This window comes from Lysinibacillus sp. FSL M8-0216, from assembly GCF_038595555.1.
GTDB lineage: Bacteria > Bacillota > Bacilli > Bacillales_A > Planococcaceae > Lysinibacillus > Lysinibacillus fusiformis.
Genome location: NZ_CP152007.1, coordinates 641,686 through 663,002 on the forward strand (window position 1 = coordinate 641,686; position 21,317 = coordinate 663,002).

Genomic DNA, 21,317 nt, shown 5'->3' on the forward strand with positions numbered 1-21,317 from the left:
CTAAAAATTTTAAATACAGATGTGTATGTTATCATAGGAACCAAAATCTTGCAACGAATATATTATTGTAATATAGTCGGATTTCGTCGTTTTCTATAAGTTTGATAAAATGTTTGAAAAATAGTCAGTATTTCCGATTTTTCATACTATAATTATCTAGTATGATAGACACACAAGGAAATATTCTAGCACGAACGGAGGCACTTTGGTATGCAAAAAACAAAAAAATGGAGAATTCTTGTTTTAAGCACTTTAGCCACTTCATTTTTAACTCTACAAACTGCAGAGGCTGCAACATATACTGTACAAAAAGGCGATACATTATCTAAAATCGCCCAAAATCATCAAGTAACGATTGCAGATATTATGAAATGGAATAATCTCTCGAAAGATACGATTTATGTAGCTCAACAGCTTGACATTCAAAAGCAAGCAACGAGTGATAGTAAAAAGCCGTCAGTCCCATCAGCATCCACAAAGCCAACGACTACTTCTCATACGGTAGCGAAAGGTGATACATTATCGAAAATTGCTAAGCAATATAATGTGACAATTAAGGATATTATGAATTGGAATAAGCTTGAGAAAGACACAATCTACATTGGACAAGTGTTAAAAATATCTCCAGGCGCAGTCATTCCCGAGGGCGATTCGATACATAATAATGTGACATCAGATGCGGGTACACCATCAAATGTAACATCAAATGATCCTACAACTAATGGACAAGCTATTTATAAGAAAACAGTAGAAGTAGCGCATACATTGGTTGGTACACCATATCTATATGGAGGAAATACTCCGGTAGGCCTTGACTGCAGTGGCTTTATTTTCTATGCCTTTAATCAGGGCGGTTTAAAAATAGGCAGAGCAAGTAGTGAAGGGTATTTTAATGGCAATACAACATCTGTACAAAATCCAGTGCCTGGCGATTTAGTATTCTTCGAGAACACGTATAAAGAAGGCATTTCTCATATGGGAATTTATCTTGGTGATAATAAATTTGTCCATGCGGGTACGGATGGCGTAGAAATATCAGATGTTACGTATCCTTACTGGTCATCTAAACTAGTAGCCTATAAACGGTTTGATAGTGTGAAATAAAAAACAAGCGATTTCTGCTAAGGTGGAAATCGCTTGTTTAGTGAGAAATTGAAAAGCCCCCTCTTTTTAGAGAGAGGGGCTTCAGACTGTCGACAAAAGGAATCGAGAATTCACACTCGATTCCTTTTGTCTTTTTTTCTTCTATGAATATGTTTAAAAATGGTGATTTTCTACCCGTTTAAACATACTCTACAAGCATAAAAACTCTTTTAAGTTGCCTGCCACGTCCAAGTAGCCAGTTTCTTTAAATTCATGGCAGCAAAAGTAAGCATCGCCTGCATGGACAATTTTTTAAGACCTCTTAAGGTTGTCCATCGCATCCGCAAAGACACGCTCAATCGTTTCTTTGCGCTTTGCATAAATCTGTTTGATGTCATAGGCATGGCGTAAATGTTCAGCTTCCTCCACATACGACTCCCAAATATGACGTTGAATGAGTTTTTGATGATGCTTACTTTCTGTACATTGGGAAAGGCTTGGACACTTCGCACAAATCAAAGGATTCGATTTATATTGGCGATATCCTTCCTTCGTCGTTGTCGCATACTTCAATATCTGCCCTTGTGGGCAAAGATAACAATTATAGTGCTCGTCATATGTATACTCGTGCTTTCGGAAGAATCCATCTTTCGTTTTAGGACGTGTATACGGAAGAACAGGCAACATTTGATTCTCTAACAAAAAGTTCGTAATCGCTGGTGTTTTATAGGCTGCATCTGCCGCAACAGCTAATGGTTTTTGAACGTTTTGAATGACCCTTTCAACAAGTGGCTGCAATACATGGCTATCGTGTACATTTCCCGGAGTCACAATGGCACCTAAGACAAAGCCCTTTTCATCTGTCGCAGCATGAAAGGAATATGCAAACTGTTTTGTACGTTCATCCTTCACGTAATAGCCACTTTCAGGATCTGTCGTACTTTCCTTTATTTCTTTCCATTCTTCCTTTTCAAACTTCTCCGGGGGAAAGGGCTTTTTTCCGTGTTCTTCACGATCTATATTTAACTCTAATTGAAGTTTTTCTTCATAAGCCCGTGTTTCTTTTCGCACAACCTTTTTATCATACTTCCGTTTATTCGCACTCGCTTTCACATGCGTGGAATCGATAAATAAATGGTCTGCATGGAGGAGTCCTTGATGCATAATCTCTTTTAAAATACGATAGAATATCTGTTCAAATATATCGGTGTCTTGAAAGCGACGGACATAATTTTTACCGAAGGTAGAGAAGTGCGGGACTTCTGTATGGAAACCAAATCCTAGAAAAAAGCGATACGCCATATTCGTTTCAATTTCTTTGATCGTTTGACGCATGGATCGAATACCAAAAACGTACTGAATAAACGTCATTTTAAAGAGAACAACAGGATCAATATTAGGACGCCTATTAGCAGAGTAAAGGTTTTCTACTAATGGATAGATAAATGAAAAATCAATAGCAGCCTCTAGTTTTCGCACTAAATGATTGTTGGGAACTAATTGGTCTATTGTTAACATTTCTAATTGTTCACGTTCATTGATTTGATTCTTCGTCATCATGGTTGTTCACATCAGAAGTTTACTTTTTATCAACATATGAATAAGGAGTTCTTTATGTAGAAGTTGATTGGAACGAAGGGCGGCAACTCCTGCGGGAAAAGCGGGAAAGTCGAGATCCTGGACTGAGCGAAGCGAGGGAAGCAGCTCGACCCCGCCCGCGGAAAGCGTCCGCCCGTAGTGGAAATCAACGGCTTTACTTTATTTCATTGTAAAAGAAAAAAGACTGTAGGCAAACTCTCAAATTTTTTGAGTTTGTCTACAGTCTGAAGCCCCTCTTTTTTTAGAGAGAGGGGCTTTTTGTTATTGCGTTACACGTGCTGTCCAACGAGAAAGATCTGCGTCTTTTGCATCAACAAGATCTGCTGGGAAGATAAATGTCCATGGCTTTGTTGAGTTTGGTTGAACAGTTAATATTGGATCCATTTTAAAAGAACCCCTTGCAATTTGCTTACCTGTTGAATCAATAATTTCTAAAGGTAATTGCTCTAGATTGATCGCTTTATTGTGACCATTGCGGATAAAGATGGATACGTTTAGATTACCGTTGTCAGCTAATTTTGCCTGTAAGCCTGTAAAGTTTACCTCAGTTTCACCTAGCTCCGGTAATGTTTTAACGATTTTCTCAAGCTCTTCTTTTTGAGCTGCTGGTAATTGCTTTTCCCATGATGGATCTAGCTCTAATTGGTGACCACGAAGGGATACAAGGTTAAAGGCAATTTTCCAGCCATCTTCAGGAACTTCGTCTACTTTAATGGTAGATTTTTCGAATTCAAATACCCATGGACGAGCACTTTCTGCTGGAATTGTCCCTAATGCTTTAAAATCGAATTTTTTAGATGCAATAAGCTCTTCATCTTTATCTAAAATGAAAAGTTCAATTTCACCTAGCTCAATTGCTTGTGGTAAAGAAGAGCGGAAAAATGCACGAACGAGCCATTTTCCAGCACGAGCCTCTTCAATACTAATAGAAGATAGTGATAATTGATTCGGTTTCAATGGTTCTAACTCATTAGCAAGGAAGTTAAAGATGTATTTTTGCTCCTGAGGCACATCCCATTCTGGATGAAAGGACAGTTTTGTTACAACATCACGGTTATCACCTTTCTTTGTTGTAGCATTTCCTAGCAGGTCTTTAGAGTCAATCGTATTTTCTTGACCAACCTTGTCCGATTTTTTAAAAAATGAAAATAAACCCATTATTGTTCCTCCTGTTGTGCCTCAACTGTTTTCATGAAGCCTGTAATTTCTATTATAATAGAACGACGTAGTTCTTGGAAATTTTTACCGAATAACTCAAGTCCTTCTCGTTGGTAAATTCGCATTGGGTCTTCTTGTTGATAATGACGTAAGCCGATCCCTTCTTTTAAATGCGTCATTGCCTCTAAATGTCTTACCCAGCCACTATCGATATAGCTAAGCATAATTTGTGGCAGAACCTCTATGACTCTTTCATTTTCCGCAAATTTCTCCATATGATCGAGTAGCTCTTGTTCAGAAGGCTGAATATCAGCTAAAATTTGTTTTACTTTACCTACCTCGCGATCGATTGTAACCGGTGTGATAAATAGGGAGTTAAGTGCATGCTCCATTCGATCATAATCCCATTCCATTGTGGATACATCCTCCGGTGCAGCGTCTAGCACAGCGAAATCAATTGTTTCATGGAGCATTTTTTTCAGCTCGCCCATTAAGTCTCCACCAGCTAAAATTTTGTCTCGTAGTCCGTAAAGTACAGTACGTTGATCATTAATAACATCGTCTAACTTTAAGTTATACTCACGCATGCCATATTGAGATCCTTCGACTATGCGCTGTGTACGGTCTATTAGCTCCTGAACCTCTTTATTTTGAATAATGCCTTGTTCATCAACGACCATTTTGGCAGAGAATTTTTCAACTTCTTCTTTTGCGTAGCGTCGGAACATATCATCTTCAATAGAGAGAATGAAGCAGCTTTCGCCTATGTCACCTTGACGACCAGAACGGCCACGAAGCTGATTATCTACACGGCGACTTTCATGCTTTTCGGTACCAATGACATATAAACCACCAAGTTCGTGAACATCGTCGCCTAGCACGATATCCGTACCTCGGCCCGCCATATTTGTCGCTACAGTAATACGACCTTTTTGACCTGCCTGTGAAATAAGCTCAACCTCTTGCTCAACGGTTTTGGCATTCAGTAATTGGAATGTTAATTTTTCTTTTTTCAGGTAGTCCGCCACTGTTTCAGACTGTAAGATGGATGTTGTACCAATTAAAATAGGCTGACCTTTATCGTGGCGCTTTTTAGTTTCAGCTGCCACATACTTATATTTTGCCTCTTGTGTGCTAAAAATAATATCAGGCTGATCGACACGTTGACGTGGACGATTTGTTGGAATTTGTATAACTTCCATGCCATATACTTCTCGAATTTCTTTTTCCTGTGTTTTCGCTGTACCCGTCATCCCAGAAAGCTTCGGATACATACGGAAATAGTTCTGAATTGTAATCTGTGCTTGTGATTTATTTTCATCCGTAATCGTGACGCCTTCTTTGGCTTCAATTGCTTGATGTAAACCGTCAGAAAGAGAACGACCTTCTAAAATACGGCCAGTAAACATATCGACAAGCTCGATTTTATCATCTTTGACAATGTAATCTACATCACGTTTAAACATGACATGAGCTCGTACCGCTTGGATGACATAATGGAAAAGTGTTTGATGTTCTAAATCATACAGATTTTCAACATTGAAAGCAGCCTCAATCTTTTCAATACCTTTATCTGTTAGGGAAGTAGCCTTTGTTTCATCATCGAAATCATAATCTTCATCTTTTTTGAAACGTTTAGCTAACATAGCAGCGATGCGATGTAATTCATCATTTGAAGGCATTTTACCAGCGATAATTAGTGGTGTTTTAGCTTCATCGATTAATACACTATCCACTTCATCAATAATGGCGAAATGATAAGGACGCTGTACTTTATCTGCTAAGCTATAGGACATATTGTCCCGTAAATAGTCGAAACCAAATTCAGTACCAACACCATATGTAATATCTGCATTATAGGCTTCTTTTTTCTCAGCAGCTTCCATCATCGGAATATTTAAACCAACAGTTAGGCCAAGGAAACGATGGATTTGACCAACAAGCTCAAAGTCACGTTTTGCTAGGTAATCATTTACAGTAATGACATGAACGCCTTTACCTTCTAATGCACGTACATAAGAGGGAAGAGATGCAACTAATGTTTTACCTTCACCTGTAGGCATTTCAGCAATATTACCTTCTGTTAACACTAGACCACCGATAAGCTGCACATCAAAATGACGCATTCCTAATACACGCTTTGAGGCTTCGCGTACAACAGCAAATGCGTCTGGGATGATCGATGTAATAGGCTCACCTTGTTCTAATTGATTTTTGAAAATAAAAGTCATTTCTCGTAATTCAGCATCTGACTTATCAACATACTTTTCTTCAAGATTATTAATTTGATCTACTATTTTGTAGTAGCGTTTTAATTGACGAGCACTCGTTTGCTCTTTGTTACTTTTGAAAATTGAGAACATGAAATATACGCTCCTTTAATGTTGTCTAAATGCTAGACACACCATTATTCTATCAAATTTTACTTATGGTGACTACAATTGACTATATAGGAATCTATGAATGCTAAAATGTACAAAATATTTGTGAAATCGTGGAAAATGTTTAGAAAAAGTATATTTCAATGCTTGTTCGTGCTATAATCAATTTGGATTTCAATGTAGATTATTTTTTTGAGGAGGAGAGACATGATTTACGTGTCTTTAATAGCAGCATTCGTTGCATCCATTTTGTTAACTCCATTAGTGAAACGTTTAGCGTTTAGAATAGGTGCAGTGGATGCACCAAACTATCGAAAAGTACATGCTCGAATTATGCCAAGACTTGGTGGTTTGGCTATTTTCCTTGCATTTATAATTGGTGTAACGATTTTATATTCGTATTTAATTCATACTAAAAATGGCAATAGTGATTATTTAATAGCGATTATTATTGGTGCGTGTATTATCGTTGCAACAGGCGTTGTTGATGATATGCGAGAGATTTCTGCTAAAGCAAAATTGGTCGGTCAGCTAGGTGCTGCACTCATTATTGTTTTTGTAGGTGGCATTCAAATCGATATGGTAAACTTACCGTTTTTAGGAACATTAGATTTTGGTTTACTAAGTATTCCATTAACAATCATTTGGATTGTCGGGATAACAAATGCAGTAAATTTAATTGATGGCTTAGATGGTCTTGCGGCGGGTGTTTCCACGATAGCGCTGATTACATTAGCAGTCATGGCATTTATTATGAGTAATATGTTTGTTTTAGCGATAGCAGCCATTTTAGCTGTAGCTTCACTTGGCTTTTTATTTTATAACTTCCACCCAGCTAAAATCTTTATGGGTGATACAGGAGCACTATTCCTTGGGTTTATGATTTCTGTGCTAGCGCTACTTGGTTTTAAAAATGTTACGTTCGTTTCTTTAATCATCCCAATTATTATTCTTGGTGTACCGATTTCTGATACGTTCTTTGCGATTGTTCGTCGTGTTCGTATGAAGAAGAAATGGTCTGATCCAGATAAATCCCACTTACACCATCGTTTACTGGATATGGGCTTCACACATCGTCAAACGGTACTTCTTATTTACGGAATTGCCGTGATGTTTGGGCTAGCAGCTATTATTTTCTCAATGGCAAAAGTATGGGGAGCCATTTTACTTGTCGCTGTCATCCTAACAGCCATTGAAATATTTGTAGAAATTATCGGGCTTGCTGGTAAAAACTACAAACCATTGTTGAATTTTGTACGAAGCTTTAGTAAATAGAGCTTTGTTAAATACTAAAGACTAAAGACACACTCAAAAAAGTTGAGTTTGTCTTTAGTCTTTTTTTGATTTTCACTACGGCGGATTTAGGTCGAACTGCTTCACTCTTTTCGTTCAGCCTAGAATTTCGACTTTGAGCATGGCAGGAAGCTATGAGGACAATGGTTGAAGTTGATAGTTGATAAGGGAGTCATATAAATGAGACGAGAGAACTAAATCGTTGATTTGCAATGCATATGCTTATTATGGGGGTGAGTTGGTTGTTATCACTAACTGAGATGAGAGCTGTTTAAAGTAGCGCATTAAAGGGAAAAGAAGCAACATCTATAAATCTGCTCGTATGGTCATTATGGCGTATGGAAAAGTGAAGGAGAGATAAACTAAAAATGACCTTGATTGGAAGAAAAAAAGACCATAGACAAAATTTTGTCTATGGTCTGAAGGGTCTTATTGTTATACGAACTGATTATTCGACAACTGAATTTTCATCGCTAGCAGCACTATCAGTTCCTGTATTGCTGCTACCACTTGATGTTAGGCTTGATGATTCTTCATTTCGGCCAAGATGGTTTTTAAATATTTCCTTTGTTTCTTCCACAGAATCCTGATTTAGCTGGTAATAATAAATACCAGTAGACATATCATCTGTACCTTCCAAAGTTAAAGCATCGATACGTGGAGCGCCTTTTGATAAGTATGACAAGAAGGACTTCATTTCAGTAAATGTCATATCTGTTTTCATATTATCACCAAGTGCTTTAATCACATCATCATACTTTGTAATGGAACCAACAGATGCTACTTTTTTAATTATAGCTGAAAGAATTTCCTGTTGACGTTTACCACGTTCGATATCGCTATCTTGTTTACGTGTTCTTGCAAGAGCCAGTGCCTCACTACCATTTAAATGCTGTAGTCCTGGCTGTAAATTGATTGTAAACTTATCAAATTCGTCTAATTCGTGTAGGGCATACGGTACTTCTGCTTCAACACCGCCTAAAGCATCGACAACATCAATGAAGGCATTGAAGTTCATACGTACATAGTAGTCGATTGGGATATCGAATAATTGTTCTACTGTTTCAATCGTAGTAAGGGTTCCACCCATCGCGTGAGCATGAGTGATTTTATCTTTATAACCGACCTTAGGAATATAAACGTAAGAATCACGAGGGATACTTAACATTTTAATGGTATGTGTTTTATTATTTAACGTTGCTAAAATAAGGGCATCAGAACGTGAATGATCAGAACCTTGTCCACGATTATCACTATCATCGACTCCGACAAATAAAATAGAAACATTATCATGTACCGGTTCTACTTTTTCCTCACGGAGCTTAGAAACTTCCCGACCTTCTAATACTTCATGGGCTGAGTTTGCCGCATGCTCTACCTGTTTTGTAAGGTAAACACCATAAGCAGTAACACAAATCACTAAGCTAGCAACTAGGAGTAGTGTAACTTTTATAATTAAGGAAGCTTTAGAAGATCTCTTTTTGAACTTATTAATAGATCTTTTTTTCATATTGGATATATTCTCCTCTTATTATTGGGAATAATAATGCGATAAAGCTAAATTTTATTCAATTACTAAAGAAGTAAAAGTGTGGTCCATAAAAATAGCCTAACAAAAAAATTATACTATGCATATTTAGTTTCGACAATTAAAACTATTTATTTGACAATAAATTCTATAAATTGAGCATCTTCGAATGTGATGGATGCTTGTCCATTCGTGATTTCTGTCATCCAGTTTCGGAATTGTTCCTCTTCTTCTTTTAGCACAGAGACGATGATTTCGACACCCTCTAAATAACGGATGTCCTCTAACGAATAGGACGAACCTCTTACTTCGTTTTCGACTTTCCCAAGCCATGTGTAATCAATGGCAACCTTCATGAAATGATGAAGCTTGCGTTCAACTACTTGCGCGGCAATAAGACCTTCTGTTGTTGCTTTTCCGTATGCACGTATAAGACCGCCACCGCCAAGTTTAATGCCTCCAAAATAGCGAGTCACAACGACGACCGTATCTTTTAGGCCTTGCTTTTTTAAGACCTCTAACATAGGGACGCCAGCCGTACCGCTAGGTTCCCCGTCATCATTCGCTTTTTGAATGTTATCATGTTCGCCGATTATATAGGCTGAGCAATTATGTGTTGCGTTGTGATGCATTTTTTTTATACGATCTATAAAAGAAATTGCATCCTCTTCCGTTTCTGCACGTTCTATATAAGTGAGAAAGCGGGATTTAGAAATAACAATTTCGCTTTCACCATATCCTTTTACTGTTAAATAGTTTTCTCTCATCCGTATCAATCTCCTTTTAACTAGAGTTCTATTCTATAATTTTCGTAAAGAAAAAGCATTAAATTTTAGCATGGTAATGCTATAATAGGTGTAGACTATGGAATATAAGAATTTGGTCTATTAAAATAGTAAGTAATCATAAGACATTAGACTGGGGAGTATAGTATGTTTTCAAATGATACCTTCGATTTAAAGTCGCTTGATGACATTTTTAATCGAATGTTAGATACAATCATGAGCTCGAAGGATGATATCTTTATTATAAGCGAACAAAGCCGTAGAAGCTTTGAAGATATGCAAAAAGAGCTAGAAATTGTTCGAAAACAAATATCAATTGTAATTGATGAAGGCGATGCATTGGAAAAAAGTACGCAGCTTGCTAAACAAAGACTTGTCTTAGTAAGTAAAGCTTTTGATAATTATACCGAAGAACAAGTTAGAGAAGCATATGAAACTGCACATGATTTTCAAGTAAAGCTCTCCGTTATTAGAACGCAAGAAAAACAGCTACGCGATAAAAGAGATGATCTAGAGAGAAGATTAAGAGGATTACTCGATACGATTGAACGTGCTGATCATATTGTCAATCAGGTAAATGTCGTTTTGAATTACTTAACTTCAGATTTAAAAAATGTTGGTTTAGCGCTTGAACAAGCAAAAATGAAGCAAGATTTTGGGATACGTATTATTGCAGCTCAAGAAGAGGAGCGTAAGCGTTTGTCCAGAGAGATTCATGATGGACCTGCTCAAATGCTTGCAAATGTACTAATGCGCACTGATTTAATAGATAGAACGTATCGTGAAAAAGGCATAGAAAATGCATTAGCAGAAATTGCTGATTTAAAGAAAACGGTGCGAAACGCATTATCTGAGGTGCGACGTATTATTTATGATCTACGACCAATGGCACTTGATGATTTGGGAATTATTCCGACATTAAAGAAGTATTTATCAACAGTCACTGAATATAATCCAGGTGTCGACATTCATTTCCAATCGAGAAGTACAGAAAAACGTATACCTTCCAATTACGAAGTATCCATTTTCCGACTAGTGCAAGAGTGCGTAACAAATGCCATGAAGCATGGAAAATGTAAAGACATTTGGGTAAAGCTTGAGTGGTTAAAAAATGCTGTTAATATCGTTGTGAAAGATGATGGTATAGGCTTTGACCAACAAGTAGTGAAAGATCATTCCTTTGGGATTTTAGGAATGAAAGAACGAATTGAAATTTTAAATGGTACAATTACTATTACTAGTGAGATCAACCGAGGTACAACGGTGTTATTTAAAATTCCGTTAGAAGTAAAGTAACTGTTGCAGAAATTTAGGGGGTAAAGACAAATGACAAAGATTATTATTGTAGACGATCACCAGCTATTCCGCGAAGGAGTAAAACGTATTTTAGATTTTGAAGATACGTTTGACGTAGTAGCAGAAGGTGATGATGGTACTGATGTGGTGACGTTATACGCTGAAAACGAACCAGATGTAGTACTGATGGATATTAACATGCCAGGCAAAAATGGCGTAGAAGCAACATCGGAGTTAATTAATGAATTTCCAGATGCGAAGGTCATTATGCTTTCCATCCATGATGATGAAACATATGTGACACATGCATTAAAATCAGGCGCTCTTGGCTATATGCTAAAAGAAATGGATGCAGATGAAATCGTGGAGGCTATTAAAGTTGTTGCAAACGGTGGATCTTACTTACATCCAAAAGTAACAAAAAATTTAGTGGCAGAGTTCAAGAGACTTTCAGAACACGAAAATAAAGGTAACTTCCACCAAACGGAAATTCGCCGTCCATTCCATTTATTAACGAAACGTGAATGTGAGGTATTACAGCTATTAACAGATGGTCAATCAAACCGTACAATTGGTGAGACACTGTTTATCTCTGAAAAAACAGTCAAAAACCATGTATCAAGCATCTTACAAAAAATGAATGTGAATGACCGTACACAAGCCGTTGTAACAGCCATTAAAAATGGTTGGGTTGAAGTACGATAATTGTTAAAACTGTTTTTAAAAGCTACTTTGTATAGAAGTAGTTTTTAAAACAGTTTTTTATTGTTTTTTAGTAACTATTTGAATGGCCTGTTAAAGATATTTGATTGCCTTTCACAAATTTGTAACATTGCTCTTCGTCCTGTTAGTAGGTATTAAATATGGAAACTGTCAGATCATGCAACATTTTACTGCCGAATGCGTCATAAGGAAGATGTAGCACCTAAATGTTGAAAAAGCACAACAAAATTCCTACGACAGCATTTATATGCTACAATATGCGCGGGAGGTTTTGTGATGTTAAAGAAAAGTTTTCTAGCAGTTTTAATTTTATTTGTATTCACTTTAACTGCATGTGGTAATAAAGAAGAGAAGATTAGTGATGACGATCGAGAAAAGGTAATAGAGGATGGTACCGTTGGCTTTGAGATGATGGGCGGTAATGTAGAAAAAGCAGAAAACGTACCAGCAGCAGATGAAAAAGCTATTTTAGCTTCTTTCGATGAATATATTGCAGCCCTAAATGCGGAGGAAATCGACCGCTATATGAAAACGATTTCGAAAAATCCAAAGGGTTTTAAATATGATGAAGAAAAAACATATGCAACGGAAGTGTTCGATCAATTTGATATAAAGCGTGACGTCGAAAATGTAACGATTGCCAAATACGGGTCAGAAGAAGCTCAAGTATTTGCCAATATGAAAATGCATTCTCTTCAACTCGAAACAAATGTCGAGCATGAAAGCGCAGGACGACAGGTAACGGTCTTTGTCAAAGAAGATGATGATTGGAAAGTAACAAGCGTCTTTTATATTGGCGATGACTCACAGTCAAGTACAGGCAATTAAGAGAAGCGATCTTCATTCAACATAGAATTGAGTGAAGATACGCCTACTATACATAGGAAATGAATGTGAAATGGAGGCTAGTTAGCTACTAGCTCATTATCGAATGACCAAAACGTAAAATATACGTTCGTCCTTCATCACATTCATTTCTTTTTGTTTTCATTCTAAATCTGTGAGAAACCCAACAACAATTGCACCAAGATGAAATAGATTGTAAACTATGAAACATAGGAGAGTGGACATAGATGAGGACGGCAATCGTAACAGATAGTACTGCATATAATACAGCTGAGGAACGTGCACGCTTAAATATCCATATGATACCTTTAAGTGTTAATATTTCAGGCCAATTATTTGCAGAAGAAGTAGATATCACAGCATCTGAATTTTATGATAAGGTGCGTGGTGCCAAAGAATTCCCCAAAACAACACAGCCTCCAATCGGAGAATTTGTCGCTCTTTTCGATGAGCTAGCAAAGGATTACGATGAGGTTATTTCTATCCATCTATCGAGTGGAATTAGTGGAACATACCAAGGTGCAGTGCAGGCAGGTGAAATGGTGGAAGGTATTGATGTGTATACCTTTGACAGTGAAATATCCTGTGCTGTTCAAGGCTTTTACGTTTTAAGAGCAGCTGAAATGGCGAAAGAGGGCTATTCAGCCAAAGAAATACTTGCAGCATTGGCGGACATGCAGCAGTATATTCGTGCTTACTTCATTGTAGACGACTTAGCACATTTACAACGTGGTGGGCGTTTGTCTTCTGCGGCAGCCTTAATCGGTGGCCTTTTACAAGTGAAACCTGTCCTTCATTTTGTGGACAAGGTAATTGTTCCTTTCGAAAAAATCCGAACACGTAAAAAAGCTTTAAAGCGTGCGGAGGAACTGCTAGCAGAGGATGCTAAAAAATATGATGCCATGGATGCTGTGGTCATTCACGGCAATTGCCCAACAGAAGCGCATGAATGGCTAGAACAATTAGCCGCAACGTACCCGAACGTCAATTTTAAATTAAGCTATTTTGGTCCTGTTATTGGTACTCATTTAGGAGAAGGGTCAATGGGCTTAGGTTGGACCAAAAAATAAACGTAACCGATGAAAGTCTCTACGAAATTGTAGAGGCTTTTTTCTATGAAAGGAGAGAGCATTTTGAGATACAAAGGTTGGCTATTACCACCAGCTTTACGGGATTTCCATGAAGGACGTATTTGGTTAAAGCATCATTCTCCATTTTCAACTATAGATACTGATCGAGCAATTAAGCAAAATTACTTCCGTATAATAGAAGGAATTGAATTGACGCCCGTCACCAAATGCAATCGTTGCCACAATATAGACCTACATTTATTCACGATATTCGATTGTTCAAAATGTCAGCAGCAATGTTTATATTGTCGACATTGTATTCGAATGGGCAGGGTGAGTAGCTGTACGCAATTGATGATGTGGACAGGCCCTCAAGTAATCAAAATGAGAAAGCATACATTAAAGTGGGCAGGGCAGTTGACAAAGCTCCAACAGCAGGCTGCAAGTGAAATGCTAGCAAGTGTACAAGCAAAACGCTCCCATCTTATTCATGCTGTATGTGGGGCAGGAAAAACGGAGTTGCTTTTTCCAACTGTCCATGATGCATTAAAACGGGGTTTGCGTGTTTGTATTGCTACACCGCGCACGGATGTAGTATTAGAGCTATATCCACGCTTTCAACAAGCATTCCCTAAGACAGTTATTCATGCATTATATGGTGGGGTAACGAAGCAAAATGCTTATGGCCAGCTTATTATTGCCACAACTCATCAGCTCTACCGATTTGAAAGCACATTTGATGTCATGATCGTAGATGAGGCAGATGCTTTTCCTTATACTATAGATGAAACTCTACAAAGAGCAGTGACAAAGGCCAAAAAGGAAGAGGCACCTATCGTATTTGTTACAGCAACGCCATCACAGAAATTACTCAATGCCTTCCAACATGAAAGCTATTCCTTCATCCCTAAACGCTTTCACAATCATCCATTACCAGTTCCTCAGTTTCGTGCTTTATGGGGGTACAATAAAAGCTTCAAACATGGAAAAATCCCTAAAAAGTTAAAAAAATGGACGGAAGAACGCCTTGAAGGAAAGAAACCATTCTTACTATTTTTCCCTACTATCGCCCTCATGCATAAAGCAGCGCCTCTATTTCAGCTAGTAAATGAAAATATCCTTGCTGTGCATGCAGAAGATCCAGATCGGAAAGAGAAAGTAGAGATGCTCCGAAATAATGAAGTACCCGGACTTTTAACAACCACCATATTAGAAAGAGGTATCACCATTAGTAATGTGCAGGTGGCGGTTATTGGGGCAGAATCCTCCTTATTTACCGCAAGTGCACTCATTCAAATTGCTGGACGAGTTGGACGAAATAATCCATATCCAAATGGGGACATCGTATTCTTTCACCATGGCATTACGACAGAGATGGATGAGGCATGTGCGAAAATCCTCTTTTATAATAAGAAAGGATTTCCGGTATGAATAAAACAGAATCGCATTGCTTATTATGCTCACAGCTATTAAAAACCTCAGTTACTTGGAAAACGCTATTAATAAAGCGATTTACTCCAACTATATGTACAAGATGCACTGCTCGCTTTGAGCATTCACAGTCCATTACAGCACTCTATCAATATAATGAGGCTATGAAAGACTATTTACACCAATTTAAATTCCTACAAGATGTAGCTCTGGCAAAAGTATTTCGGCAGGAGCTGTATGCCCGTTTCTATAAAGAAAAAGCCATGATTCTACCAATTCCTATGCATCCCCTCAAACAACAGGAGCGTACTTTCTCTCATACTAATGAATTATTAAAGGCAGCAAATATACCCTATATTCAGCTGCTCGAAAAGACCACAACAGAAACACAAGGCTCCAAAAATAGAGAACAGCGCTTACGTGCAGCTCCGCTATTTCGTTTAAAGGAGGGCGCAAATGTAGAGCATAAAGATTACCTTCTATTTGACGATATAAAAACTACAGGAACCACATTACAGCATGCTGCAGATGTTTTAATGCAAGCAGGTGCAAAAAATGTCCAATACTTCACATTAATTGAAGGATGAATTTTCCAGTGTATTATGTATAATAGATGATGAGTTTAGTATGTGTAGATAAGATATTTTGTTAGAGGAGGAAAACTAGATGGCAGAGGTTCGAAATTGTCCAAAATGTAATGAGTTTTTTAATTATACAGGGGTACGGGAAGTTTGTCATAAATGTGCACAATCAGAAGAAGAACTGTATCAAATCGTATATCGCTTCCTACGTAAACGTGAGAACCGTGCTGCAACAGTGGAGCGTATTGTAGAAGCGACGGGAGCAGAGGAAGAGCTATTATATAAATGGGTGCGTAAAGGTCGCTTGCAACCAGCAATGTTTCCTAACTTAGGCTACCCATGTGATAACTGTGGTCATCTGACGACGACAGGCAAGCTTTGCACAAAATGTCAGGATGAATTAAAAGCTGATTTACGTACTTTTGAAGCGGCTAAGGAATTCCGTGATAGTGTAGAGCAACGCGATCGTGTCACATATCACGCAGACCGAAAACGTTAATAATTGAAGGTGTGTTAATTTTAAACAAAATTAGCACACTTTTTTATATGTGAAAACTTAACATTATGTGAGACAATCCGAAATAATAGTAAGATAAGATTTTTAGACGGGGGGTTTCAAGATGAAAATTACATCTTATGGAATTAATGCAGTGAACGCCTATAAAAACCAGGTTCGCAATGTTAAATCCGATACAAACAAAACATCTTTTGCAGATAAAATCGAAATTTCAAAAGCTGCTCAAGACATGAAAAGCGTTTCAACTTACAATACGGAGCGAGCTGACCGTGTTCAACAGCTGAAAAAAGACATTGATTCTGGAGAATACAAAGTAGATGCTCGTAAAGTAGCTGAGGATATGCTGAAATATTATCGTTTCTAGGGTATAGCAGAAAGGGTGTATAGCGAAATGTCTGTAGAAGCGATTAATTCTACATTAATGATGCTAGAGAGAATGCATAAAAGCTTACTTGAACTAGCCTTCAAAAAAACAGAGATCATTAAAGCTGGCGATATCGAAGCGCTAGACCAATTGCTCAAGGATGAGCAGGCACACGTAGCGGCCATCGATAAGCTCGAACAACAGCGTCAGAAACAGGTAACGGACTACCTTGAAGCAAAGGGACTTGCTTCATCTGACAAAACAACTGTTGCGGACGTCATCGAGGCTGCTGAACAACAAACGGACAAAGCAACATTATCAGTAGTTCGCGATCGCTTATTACAAATTATCAATGATCTACGCACACAAAATGACCTAAATCAAAAACTCGTGTTCCAGTCACTACAAATCGTCAACCTAACATTAGATGCTGTAAGACCTCGAACAGAGCAAATGAACTACTCTAGCAACGAGGTTCTCGGCACAAATAACATAGCAAAAAAATCATATTTCGATTCACAAGCCTAACAAGGGAGGAAGAAACATGCGCTCAACATTTATGGGGCTAGAAGCAAGTAAACGTGGCCTCTTCGTACAACAAACAGCTTTATACACAACAGGACATAATATTTCCAACGCCAACACATTAGGTTATTCACGCCAACGAGTAAACATGCAGGCAACACCTGGTTTTCCAACTGCTGGATTAAACCAACCAACTTACCCGGGACATCTTGGTACTGGGGTAGAAGCAAGTTCAATTCAACGTATTCGCAGTGAATTTATTGACCGCCAATATCGTCAAGAGACGAATAAGTTAGGTTATTGGGAATCTAGAACAAATGCTATTGCCCAAATGGAGGATGTTATGAATGAACCTTCAGAATTTGGTTTAGATAAAGCTTTCGAACAGTTCTGGAAGGGTCTTCAAGATATTGCGACAAAGCCTGCAGATGGTGCTTCACGTCAAGTAGCCATTAGTCGTGCGGAGCACTTAGCTGAATCCTTTAATTACCTTGATAAGCAATTAAAAATGATTCAAGGTAATCTTGGAAATGAGCTTAATGTTTCGACAACTCAAATTAATACCATCCTTAAACAGATCGCTGCTGTTAATAAACAGATTCAAGAGGTTGAACCTAGTGGACATGTACCAAATGATTTATATGATGTTCGTGATACGTTAGTCGATAAATTAAATGAATATATCCCGGTATCAATTGAACGTATTCCTTCTGGTGGTTTAGCATCAGAGGTTGCAGAGGGCAGCTTAAAAATTACATTTAAAGGCGCAGATGGTGTTGTCAGAGATTTAGTAAACGGTAAAGATTTCGCTCAGTTCACAGCAATGGGTACTAATGGCACGAAGGTGACAGGCGACGATATTACAAATTCTTTCTCTGAATTACAATTAACAGGATTGGAATCTTTAGATGCACACGAAGCAGGTGCTGTCACTAGTACACAAACAGCCATTAAACAGCAAGACTTTGAAGCATCAAAAGGGAAATTACTTTCACTCATTAATTCGTTTGGGTATCAAAGTGCAGGCGGCGATATTAAAGGATACTACTCGGAAACTTTACAAAAATTAGATCAGCTGGCTAATGCATTTATTAAAGAATTCAATGCGCAGCATGCAAAGGGTTATACCCTTGAAGAAAAAGATGCGAATGGAAACATCATCAATGCTTCTAAACCAGGTGGCGTTTTCTTTGAAGGAGCTGGTGCTGGTGGAATTAAGGTTAATGAGGATATCAAAAAAAATCCTAATCTTTTAGCAGCATCGACTAATCCGACAGAAGAAGGAAATGGTAAAAATGCTTACGAGCTTGCCAATATGCAGCATAAATTATATGCAGATATAGATAATGCAAGCTTACAATCATTCTATCAAGCGATTGTCGGAAAAGTTGGTGTAGATGGTGAAGAAGCATTACGTTTAGCGGCCTCGTCTGAATCCCAACTTCAAATGGTGTTCAAAAGCCGCGATTCTGTAAGTGCTGTTTCGTTAGATGAAGAAATGACAAATATGATTACTTTTCAACAAGCATATAATGCAAATGCACGTATGATTACAGTTGTCGATGAAACATTGGATAAAATTATTAACGGTATGGGCCGAGTAGGTTTATAACGATAGAAAAGAGTAATTAGTAATTAATGGAGACAGCTTTCTCCAACTGACAAGAAGGAGGTTTTTTACAAAATGCGTGTAACACAATCTATGCTATCAAGTAACATGCTACGCAATTTAAATATCAGCTATGGTAAAATGTCAAAGCTTCAAGATCAAATCAATTCGGGTTCAAAAATCACTCGTCCATCTGATGATCCAGTTATTGCAGTAAAGGGTATGGGCTATCGTCGAGATTTAGCTAAAGTAGAACAATATACTCGCAATATGATTACGGCAGGAAGCTGGTTAGATTCGACAGATGAATCTCTTAATCAGGTTGGAGAACAAATGAAGCGAGTTCGCGAATTAGTTATTCAAGCATCAAATGATACAAACACACCTGAAGAACGTGAAAAAGTTAAAATGGAAATTGATCAAATTCGTCAACAAATTCAGGATATCGGAAATACCAATATTGGTGGTAGTTACATATTTAGTGGAACAAACACAAATCAGCCACTGTTTATACCAGGCGGAAGTGGTAAAGTAGTTGATCCTGCTATTAACGGAAATGCAGTGAATATCGAAATATATGATGGTATTCAAATCCCAGTAAATACACCAGGTAAGGATTTATTTAAAAATATAGATGGTATGTTGGGTAAAATTTCGGATCTACTTGGTGATTCAACAAAAACAGGTGACGAAATTGGTAATATGCTTGGTGGTGTTTCGTCATCCAGTACCAATGATGATATTACAACAATGCATAATAAAGTCCTGGAGGCACAAGCTGATGTCGGTGCCCGTCAAAATCGCGTAGAGATGATGGAAAATCGGCTTGGTATACGTGAGGTCAATGTAACGAAGCAATTGAGAGATAATGAGTCTGTTGATTATTCAAAAGCTATTACTGAAATGGTGACACATGAATCAATTCATCAGGCTGCATTATCGGTGGGCTCTAAAATTATTCAACAAACTTTAGTTGACTTTATCAGATGATTTTTAAGCGTTTGGACATTTTGTTCAGACGCTTTTCTTGAAAGGAGAGGAGTAAATGAGACTCCCACAAATTCAAATTCGTACGACCGATGCTCAAATGGATCTTGATATTTCCAAAGCGCAGCAGTACATTAAACAACCGAAAGCAACGCAACATATCGAACAGCCAGCGGCAATTCTTGAAATACATACGACGCGTGGTGCACTTCGTATTGATTCTTCACAGGCAAGACGGGACTTAGGTTTAATAGGTCCACTTGAATCAAGTGCTAATTATGCACAAAAAGGTAAACAGGAGGCTTTGCAAGGGATGGCACGTAGAGCTAGGGAAGGACGTCAAATGATGGAGAATTCCGGTAAAGACCAAGGACGTGCAACTATCCAAAATATAGCGAAACAAAATCACGGCCCTCATCGCGTACAATTTAATATTAAATTTGTACCATCAATTGGCTCAGTAAAAATTGATTATACACCAGGTACAACTGATATTAATATTCAAAGAAGAGAACCAAAAATTGACGTAAAAGTGAACAAACCAATTCATGAATACACACCAGGAAAAGTAACTGGTACAATGGTACAAACACCATCTGTTCAAACTGACGTGATTGTATAAAGGAGCACATTAACTATATGAAAATCGCAACGAAATTTTTAGGAGAAGTAGAAATAACGAATGAAGATATTATAACATTCCCTGAAGGTATTCCAGGATTTCAAGATGTTACGAAGTTTGTGTTACTCCCTCTTGATCAAGACTTACCACTGGCGCTATTACAAGCGATTGAAACTGCTGAACTTAGTTTTATTGTTGCTTATCCATTTGTATTCAAACCTAATTATGTATTTGACCTTTCAATGGAAGATAGTAATGTACTCGCTGTTGATCAAGAAGAGGACATTGTTACATATGCAATCGTGACATTAAAAGAAAAATTAAGTGACTCTACAATGAATCTACTTGCACCAGTTGTCATCAATATGAAGAAGAAAGTGGGCAAGCAGATTGTGTTAAGTGACAACAAGGCTTATCCGCTACGCTTTTCTCTAAGAGCTCTTGAAGGAAGTGTTAAATAATGCTCGTACTTTCAAGGAAAAAGAACGAATCAATAATGATAGGTGACCATGTAGAGGTGAAAATTCTATCGGTTGATGGAGACCAAGTGAAGCTCGGTATCATGGCCCCAAAGTCAGTAACGGTTCATCGTTCAGAAGTATTCGAAGCAATTCAACAGCAAAACAAGGAAGCGTTAAACGTAGCATCAAACCTATTAGAACAATTAAAGAAAAAATAATAATCTGAGCCTATGATCTCTTTTGAGTAATAGGCGTTTTTGGTTTTCTTTTAAGATTTACTTTTCAAGATATTTTAATGATAATTGTAAATTTAGTTATTTGATGTAAGGGTTAGCTTGAAAAAGAGTAAATAAAAATTTTCTTAAAAAATAAAATTTCGCTAAAAACTATTAAACATTTCAATAAAGGAACGATATATACAGTGTAAGGCAGTGGAAGTACATACTACGACCAAAGCC

The 21,317-nt window shown here is 37.7% G+C and carries 20 protein-coding genes and 1 pseudogene; 16 read left to right on the forward strand and 5 right to left on the reverse strand.

Annotation, left to right across the window (positions count from 1 at the left end):
* Positions 1–210 precede the first annotated feature (210 nt).
* Positions 211–1,104: a C40 family peptidase gene (locus MKX57_RS02960; RefSeq protein ID WP_090003135.1), complete on the forward strand. Its 894-nt coding sequence runs from the start codon at positions 211–213 to the stop codon at positions 1,102–1,104.
* Positions 1,105–1,313: 209 nt separating this feature from the next.
* Here the strand turns inward: MKX57_RS02960 and MKX57_RS02965 are convergent.
* From MKX57_RS02965 to secA2, 3 genes and pseudogenes are all read right to left on the reverse strand, one after another.
* Positions 1,314–2,643: pseudogene (locus tag MKX57_RS02965) on the reverse strand (IS1182 family transposase).
* Between the two features lie 300 nt (positions 2,644–2,943).
* Complete coding sequence (locus MKX57_RS02970) at positions 2,944–3,840, reverse strand: accessory Sec system S-layer assembly protein (protein WP_096363538.1); 897 nt, start codon at positions 3,838–3,840, stop codon at positions 2,944–2,946.
* Positions 3,840–6,203 carry an accessory Sec system translocase SecA2 gene (secA2, locus tag MKX57_RS02975; RefSeq protein WP_036147114.1) on the reverse strand — a complete coding sequence of 788 codons (2,364 nt, stop codon included), beginning with the start codon at positions 6,201–6,203 and terminating at the stop codon, positions 3,840–3,842. Before secA2 ends, MKX57_RS02970 begins: the two co-directional genes overlap by 1 nt.
* A 225-nt stretch (positions 6,204–6,428) precedes the next feature.
* Here secA2 and MKX57_RS02980 point away from each other — a divergent pair, with 225 nt between their 5' ends.
* Complete coding sequence (locus tag MKX57_RS02980) at positions 6,429–7,496, forward strand: MraY family glycosyltransferase (protein ID WP_239354184.1); 1,068 nt, start codon at positions 6,429–6,431, stop codon at positions 7,494–7,496.
* Positions 7,497–7,962: 466 nt separating this feature from the next.
* On the opposite strand, the gene MKX57_RS02985 is transcribed toward MKX57_RS02980, so the two are convergent.
* Entirely contained in the window at positions 7,963–9,024 is a 1,062-nt protein-coding gene (locus tag MKX57_RS02985) for an LCP family protein (protein ID WP_008178879.1), read from the reverse strand.
* 149 nt (positions 9,025–9,173) lie between these two features.
* Positions 9,174–9,809 (reverse strand): YigZ family protein, encoded by a 636-nt coding sequence (locus MKX57_RS02990; RefSeq protein WP_239354186.1) that lies wholly within the window; start codon positions 9,807–9,809, stop codon positions 9,174–9,176.
* 165 nt (positions 9,810–9,974) lie between these two features.
* Between MKX57_RS02990 and MKX57_RS02995 the strand changes: the two genes are divergently transcribed.
* From MKX57_RS02995 to csrA, 14 genes are all read left to right on the forward strand, one after another.
* Positions 9,975–11,123, forward strand: coding sequence for a sensor histidine kinase (locus MKX57_RS02995; protein WP_008178877.1), 1,149 nt, complete (start codon positions 9,975–9,977; stop codon positions 11,121–11,123).
* Between the two features lie 30 nt (positions 11,124–11,153).
* A complete protein-coding gene (locus MKX57_RS03000; RefSeq protein ID WP_008178876.1) occupies positions 11,154–11,828 on the forward strand; it encodes a response regulator transcription factor in 675 nt (224 codons plus the stop codon).
* Between the two features lie 294 nt (positions 11,829–12,122).
* Positions 12,123–12,674: a DUF3225 domain-containing protein gene (locus tag MKX57_RS03005; RefSeq protein WP_008178872.1), complete on the forward strand. Its 552-nt coding sequence runs from the start codon at positions 12,123–12,125 to the stop codon at positions 12,672–12,674.
* A gap of 245 nt (positions 12,675–12,919) precedes the next feature.
* The gene (locus tag MKX57_RS03010) at positions 12,920–13,762 is read left to right on the forward strand and encodes a DegV family protein (RefSeq protein WP_342550735.1); all 843 of its coding nucleotides are present in this window, start codon (positions 12,920–12,922) and stop codon (positions 13,760–13,762) included.
* Between the two features lie 45 nt (positions 13,763–13,807).
* Positions 13,808–15,193: a DEAD/DEAH box helicase family protein gene (locus MKX57_RS03015; protein ID WP_342550736.1), complete on the forward strand. Its 1,386-nt coding sequence runs from the start codon at positions 13,808–13,810 to the stop codon at positions 15,191–15,193.
* Positions 15,190–15,780 (forward strand): ComF family protein, encoded by a 591-nt coding sequence (locus MKX57_RS03020; RefSeq protein ID WP_239354190.1) that lies wholly within the window; start codon positions 15,190–15,192, stop codon positions 15,778–15,780. The genes MKX57_RS03015 and MKX57_RS03020 overlap by 4 nt, the downstream gene beginning before the upstream one ends.
* A gap of 79 nt (positions 15,781–15,859) precedes the next feature.
* Positions 15,860–16,273 carry a TIGR03826 family flagellar region protein gene (locus MKX57_RS03025; protein WP_008178864.1) on the forward strand — a complete coding sequence of 138 codons (414 nt, stop codon included), beginning with the start codon at positions 15,860–15,862 and terminating at the stop codon, positions 16,271–16,273.
* Positions 16,274–16,394: 121 nt separating this feature from the next.
* Positions 16,395–16,655: a flagellar biosynthesis anti-sigma factor FlgM gene (flgM, locus tag MKX57_RS03030; RefSeq protein ID WP_036123292.1), complete on the forward strand. Its 261-nt coding sequence runs from the start codon at positions 16,395–16,397 to the stop codon at positions 16,653–16,655.
* 27 nt (positions 16,656–16,682) lie between these two features.
* Positions 16,683–17,183 carry a flagellar protein FlgN gene (locus tag MKX57_RS03035; protein WP_008178860.1) on the forward strand — a complete coding sequence of 167 codons (501 nt, stop codon included), beginning with the start codon at positions 16,683–16,685 and terminating at the stop codon, positions 17,181–17,183.
* Positions 17,184–17,199: 16 nt separating this feature from the next.
* Positions 17,200–18,792 carry a flagellar hook-associated protein FlgK gene (gene flgK, locus MKX57_RS03040; RefSeq protein ID WP_342550737.1) on the forward strand — a complete coding sequence of 531 codons (1,593 nt, stop codon included), beginning with the start codon at positions 17,200–17,202 and terminating at the stop codon, positions 18,790–18,792.
* 72 nt (positions 18,793–18,864) lie between these two features.
* Positions 18,865–19,779 (forward strand): flagellar hook-associated protein FlgL, encoded by a 915-nt coding sequence (gene flgL / locus MKX57_RS03045; protein ID WP_342550738.1) that lies wholly within the window; start codon positions 18,865–18,867, stop codon positions 19,777–19,779.
* A gap of 55 nt (positions 19,780–19,834) precedes the next feature.
* A complete protein-coding gene (locus MKX57_RS03050) occupies positions 19,835–20,398 on the forward strand; it encodes a DUF6470 family protein (protein ID WP_342550739.1) in 564 nt (187 codons plus the stop codon).
* A gap of 17 nt (positions 20,399–20,415) precedes the next feature.
* A complete protein-coding gene (fliW, locus tag MKX57_RS03055) occupies positions 20,416–20,859 on the forward strand; it encodes a flagellar assembly protein FliW (protein ID WP_342550740.1) in 444 nt (147 codons plus the stop codon).
* Positions 20,859–21,077, forward strand: coding sequence for a carbon storage regulator CsrA (gene csrA, locus MKX57_RS03060; protein WP_342550741.1), 219 nt, complete (start codon positions 20,859–20,861; stop codon positions 21,075–21,077). Before fliW ends, csrA begins: the two co-directional genes overlap by 1 nt.
* Positions 21,078–21,317: the final 240 nt, after the last annotated feature.

Excerpts from the sequence above, each read along its gene's own strand:
- MKX57_RS02960 (WP_090003135.1), top strand. The coding sequence starts at position 211 with ATGCAAAAAACAAAAAAATGGAGAATTCTTGTTTTAAGCACTTTAGCC.
- MKX57_RS02970 (WP_096363538.1), bottom strand. The coding sequence starts at position 3,840 with ATGGGTTTATTTTCATTTTTTAAAAAATCGGACAAGGTTGGTCAAGAA.
- secA2 (WP_036147114.1), bottom strand. The coding sequence starts at position 6,203 with ATGTTCTCAATTTTCAAAAGTAACAAAGAGCAAACGAGTGCTCGTCAA.
- MKX57_RS02980 (WP_239354184.1), top strand. The coding sequence starts at position 6,429 with ATGATTTACGTGTCTTTAATAGCAGCATTCGTTGCATCCATTTTGTTA.
- MKX57_RS02985 (WP_008178879.1), bottom strand. The coding sequence starts at position 9,024 with ATGAAAAAAAGATCTATTAATAAGTTCAAAAAGAGATCTTCTAAAGCT.
- MKX57_RS02990 (WP_239354186.1), bottom strand. The coding sequence starts at position 9,809 with ATGAGAGAAAACTATTTAACAGTAAAAGGATATGGTGAAAGCGAAATT.
- MKX57_RS02995 (WP_008178877.1), top strand. The coding sequence starts at position 9,975 with ATGTTTTCAAATGATACCTTCGATTTAAAGTCGCTTGATGACATTTTT.
- MKX57_RS03000 (WP_008178876.1), top strand. The coding sequence starts at position 11,154 with ATGACAAAGATTATTATTGTAGACGATCACCAGCTATTCCGCGAAGGA.
- MKX57_RS03005 (WP_008178872.1), top strand. The coding sequence starts at position 12,123 with ATGTTAAAGAAAAGTTTTCTAGCAGTTTTAATTTTATTTGTATTCACT.
- MKX57_RS03010 (WP_342550735.1), top strand. The coding sequence starts at position 12,920 with ATGAGGACGGCAATCGTAACAGATAGTACTGCATATAATACAGCTGAG.
- MKX57_RS03015 (WP_342550736.1), top strand. The coding sequence starts at position 13,808 with ATGAAAGGAGAGAGCATTTTGAGATACAAAGGTTGGCTATTACCACCA.
- MKX57_RS03020 (WP_239354190.1), top strand. The coding sequence starts at position 15,190 with ATGAATAAAACAGAATCGCATTGCTTATTATGCTCACAGCTATTAAAA.
- MKX57_RS03025 (WP_008178864.1), top strand. The coding sequence starts at position 15,860 with ATGGCAGAGGTTCGAAATTGTCCAAAATGTAATGAGTTTTTTAATTAT.
- flgM (WP_036123292.1), top strand. The coding sequence starts at position 16,395 with ATGAAAATTACATCTTATGGAATTAATGCAGTGAACGCCTATAAAAAC.
- MKX57_RS03035 (WP_008178860.1), top strand. The coding sequence starts at position 16,683 with ATGTCTGTAGAAGCGATTAATTCTACATTAATGATGCTAGAGAGAATG.
- flgK (WP_342550737.1), top strand. The coding sequence starts at position 17,200 with ATGCGCTCAACATTTATGGGGCTAGAAGCAAGTAAACGTGGCCTCTTC.
- flgL (WP_342550738.1), top strand. The coding sequence starts at position 18,865 with ATGCGTGTAACACAATCTATGCTATCAAGTAACATGCTACGCAATTTA.
- MKX57_RS03050 (WP_342550739.1), top strand. The coding sequence starts at position 19,835 with ATGAGACTCCCACAAATTCAAATTCGTACGACCGATGCTCAAATGGAT.
- fliW (WP_342550740.1), top strand. The coding sequence starts at position 20,416 with ATGAAAATCGCAACGAAATTTTTAGGAGAAGTAGAAATAACGAATGAA.
- csrA (WP_342550741.1), top strand. The coding sequence starts at position 20,859 with ATGCTCGTACTTTCAAGGAAAAAGAACGAATCAATAATGATAGGTGAC.